The following is a 3,388-nucleotide window of genomic DNA, read 5'->3' on the forward strand; positions in this document are numbered from 1 at the left end:
GGCATGTAGTCCTCGCGATCATCGAAAACGACGAGGCCGAGGCTGAGCAACTTCAGTTGCGAGCGGTCGGTGAACTGGGTGTCGAAGAACGTCAGCATCTGCAGATTCTGGGGAACGAGAGGCACGAAGTCGAGGCTGTTGCAGCTACGCGCCTCCGGTTCGTAAGGGCAGTGAAGCCTCGCTGCAACGGCACTCGCGTAAGTGATATCTCGAACGCTTGCGCACGGGTTTCACGAGCATCTTGCGCAGATGGCCGGCGAGCAGGCTGTACACGCGCCCCCAGGTCTTGGCCGGCCCGCGGTAGTTGGCCTTCTTGTGCCCGAACAGGTTCTTGAAGATGTGGAACGGGTGCTCCACCCGCGCTCGGATCTGCGCCTTCTTGCGCTCGAGCAGCACCGCCAAGCGCTTGTGCGCGCCGTTGGCCATCGCAGTAATAGCACCCCCTTGTCGGAGCAGAATGATGGCGAATGCGCAATTCAGTTTGGCGTGAGCCGGCGTGATGGCAAGTGCGCCTTCCGCGCATGTAGATTCTTCGTGGATGTAAACCGCGCGATGGCAACCGGGCACGAACGCCCACACGACGCGCGGCCTCAAGGTTCCCGCCTTGTACAGCCGCAGAAGTAATTGATAGTTCCCCATTTTGGATTTGTGATATGCTGATCCAAGTTGAGAACCATCATGCAACTCTACGGCGTCATCATCCTCGACGATTTCGCTGCGGCCCACCCGGAGTACCGCGGGCATCTGGCCGCGTGGCGCAACGAGATCGAGGATGCAGGCTGGAAGAGCCTGAAGCACCTGCAGGAGCGCCACATCACGGCGCAGGTCGCCCGAGACGGCCGTGTCGTCTTCCGGTTGCTGGGCATCTGCATGGTCGACACGAAGGTCCGGTGCGAACTCGGCATCGTCCTCGTGCAAGCGGCTTGGGTCGATGGCCAGCCCGCCAAGGCTGCGACCCGTGCGCTGAAGAAATAACCAGACAGAGGCGACTCCATGACATCACCCGTACGCATCATCAGGTCCAAGAACGAATACGAGGCGACCCTCAAGCGCCTGAGCGACCTGATGGGCACGGAGTTCAAAGCTGGCTCGGACGCGGAGAACGAGTTCGAGTTGCTGCGCCTGGTCATCGGCGCCTACGAGTCTCAGAATGTGCTGCGCCCGCCGGTCGACCCCATCGAGGCCATCAACCTGCGCCTCGACCAGCAGGGTCTCGGCAAGAAGGACTTGGTGCCCTACATCGGCTCGCTGTCGCGCGTGTCGGATGTGCTGGCCGGCCGTCGCCAGCTGACCGTCACGATGATGCGCAAGCTGCACAAGGGTTTGGGCGTGCCCGCGGCGTCGTTGATTGGCGACGGCGATCTGGACGACGAGGTCGGCGGCGAACTGCCGGACTACGACTTCACCAAGTTTCCGCTGGTGGAGATGATGGAGCGCGGCTGTTTCGGCAACATCAAGTACGGACTCGCCAAGCTGCGCGCCGATGCGGAAGAGTTGGTCGCTCCGCTGCTGCGCCCCTTATGCGGCAAGGTGGCCCAGCCGGCGCTGTTGCGCGCGCGACTGCACCAGAGTGGATCGCGCACGATGGACGAACACGCCTTGTTGATATGGCGGGTCCTGGTCGTCAAGAAGGCCCGTAAGAACCCGCCGCGCGCGCCCTACAAGCAGGGCAGCATCACGAGCGCCTGGCTTCGCGATCTGGCCAAGCTGTCGGCGTTCGATGGGGGGCCTCGCCTTGCGCACGAGTTCCTCAGCAAGCACGGCGTCTGCCTTGTCTTCGAACGGCACTTCGCCAAGACGTACCTGGATGGCGCCGCCATGCTGGACGGCGACCAGCCAATCGTGGCCCTCACTTTGCGTCACGACCGACTCGACAACTTCTGGTTCGCGCTGCTGCACGAACTCGTTCACGTTGCTCGGCACCTGCGTGCCAACCAACTCTTCATCGCCGACAACCTCGAAGACAAGACCCGCAAGGGCCAGGCGGAGGAAGACGAGGCCGACGCTGGCGCGCAGGAAGCGCTCATCCCGGCCAAGCTGTGGGCCAAGGCGGCGGTGACCACTACGCACGCAGCGAGCGACGCGATGGAGGTGGCGCGCGAAGCCGGTGTCCATCCCGCCATCGTTGCGGGCCGGCTGCGGCATGAAACGGGCAACTGGCGCCTGCTCTCCAACCTGGTCAGCGACGCCGGGCCCGTGCGCCAGTATTTCGAGGAGCAGCTCGCATGAAGCTGAAGACTTGCAGTGCGTTCTTGCGCATCGCTATCCAGACCACAGGTTCTGAAAGGAGTTCTATGGTCCAGAAATAGTTGCGGCCGAATACCCGGAGGTACTCGACCGCGGAGGACTCACTGCAGGCAGTTCATCCTTGCTTGGTAGGCGGGGCGATTGTCTTTAGTGACCTCTGCGATGTCAAGGAACGTCCGTGCCGGCCAGGCAGCCGGCTGAGTGTCTTCTTGATTGAAAGAGGTTGAAATGAATATCGTCGAACCATCGAGCGAGGAACTCGCTCGCCCCCCCGGCACGCTGGCTCTGCGTGTCCGCTACCTGGCGTCGCCGAGGCCCTACGTGGAACCTCGGGCGCTGCTGACCGAAACGCTGGCGACCCTCAAGCCGAAGGTGCTTCACTTCTTCGGCCTGGTGGAGGGCGACGTGGAGGGAGGGCGCAAGGAATATGCGCTCTCCGCACACGGCGTCATCCAGAGCAACCCGGCCGAGACCTTGGGCCACCTGGCCCAGGGAAAGCACGAGCTCGAACTGAAGCTGCTCGAGCAGTTCATCCAGGGGTAGCGCGCAATGGCAACGGACTTCGAGCGTGCGCTTTTCGCGCAGCAGCTGGAAGAGGTCCTGGAGTTGCCAGACGCAGGGCGTTGGAGTTTGGAGCGGGACGAGTCAGTCCCGCTCCAACTCTTCGTCGTCATGCGCCCGCTGAGCGACCCCAAGGAGTTCTACAAGGCTCGACTGTGCTGGAGGGACCTGATGAAGGCCCCTTCGTTGAAGTTCATCGACATGGCCACCGGTGCCGACAACAACCCGGCCGCGTGGCCCAAGTGCTTCGGGTTTCGGCCCGGCAGCCTGGACGCATGTCTGCCGTGGACCGCAGAAGGCCACGGCCTGCACGCAGAGTGGGCGAACTCCGCCGCCAACGCCTTCCCCAAGGTCGAGGCCCCGGTGCAGTTCGCGCTGCTTCACGTGCAGTCGTCGCTGGACAACTCCTACCAGGGAAGGGGACCGTGATGTCAGAGGAACTGAACTGGGCGCTGCCTGCAGACCTGCTCGCGGCGTCGATCGAGATCATGCGCCCGCAGGGCCGTCTCGGAAACGAAGGGCTCGCGCTGTGGCTGGGTCGTGCAGACGGCCATCATGCGCACGTGACGCACATCGTGGC

At 63.2% G+C, this 3,388-nt stretch carries 4 protein-coding genes and 1 pseudogene; 4 read left to right on the forward strand and 1 reads right to left on the reverse strand.

The features are described from left to right. Nucleotides 1-261: 261 nt before the first annotated feature. A pseudogene (locus tag AC1D12_RS28475) lies at nucleotides 262-744 on the reverse strand (transposase); the annotation flags it as partial. On the opposite strand from AC1D12_RS28475, the gene AC1D12_RS28480 reads away from it, so the two are divergent. The 4 genes from AC1D12_RS28480 to AC1D12_RS28495 all read left to right on the forward strand — a co-directional run bounded on the left by AC1D12_RS28480 (nucleotide 679) and on the right by AC1D12_RS28495 (nucleotide 3,237). After that, a complete protein-coding gene (locus AC1D12_RS28480) occupies nucleotides 679-975 on the forward strand; it encodes a type II toxin-antitoxin system HigB family toxin (protein WP_477844464.1) in 297 nt (98 codons plus the stop codon). The pseudogene AC1D12_RS28475 and the gene AC1D12_RS28480 sit on opposite strands and share 66 nt — an antisense overlap. A gap of 18 nt (nucleotides 976-993) precedes the next feature. Continuing rightward, nucleotides 994-2,229, forward strand: coding sequence for an ImmA/IrrE family metallo-endopeptidase (locus AC1D12_RS28485; RefSeq protein ID WP_477844458.1), 1,236 nt, complete (start codon nucleotides 994-996; stop codon nucleotides 2,227-2,229). A gap of 246 nt (nucleotides 2,230-2,475) precedes the next feature. Beyond that, the gene (locus AC1D12_RS28490; protein WP_477844460.1) at nucleotides 2,476-2,790 is read left to right on the forward strand and encodes a hypothetical protein; all 315 of its coding nucleotides are present in this window, start codon (nucleotides 2,476-2,478) and stop codon (nucleotides 2,788-2,790) included. Between the two features lie 6 nt (nucleotides 2,791-2,796). Next, the gene (locus AC1D12_RS28495; RefSeq protein ID WP_477844462.1) at nucleotides 2,797-3,237 is read left to right on the forward strand and encodes a hypothetical protein; all 441 of its coding nucleotides are present in this window, start codon (nucleotides 2,797-2,799) and stop codon (nucleotides 3,235-3,237) included. The last annotated feature ends 151 nt before the right edge of the window (nucleotides 3,238-3,388 follow it).

The organism is Rhizobacter sp. P1_G5, assembly GCF_056405435.1.

Excerpts from the sequence above, each read along its gene's own strand:
- AC1D12_RS28480 (WP_477844464.1), top strand. The coding sequence starts at position 679 with ATGCAACTCTACGGCGTCATCATCCTCGACGATTTCGCTGCGGCCCAC.
- AC1D12_RS28485 (WP_477844458.1), top strand. The coding sequence starts at position 994 with ATGACATCACCCGTACGCATCATCAGGTCCAAGAACGAATACGAGGCG.
- AC1D12_RS28490 (WP_477844460.1), top strand. The coding sequence starts at position 2,476 with ATGAATATCGTCGAACCATCGAGCGAGGAACTCGCTCGCCCCCCCGGC.
- AC1D12_RS28495 (WP_477844462.1), top strand. The coding sequence starts at position 2,797 with ATGGCAACGGACTTCGAGCGTGCGCTTTTCGCGCAGCAGCTGGAAGAG.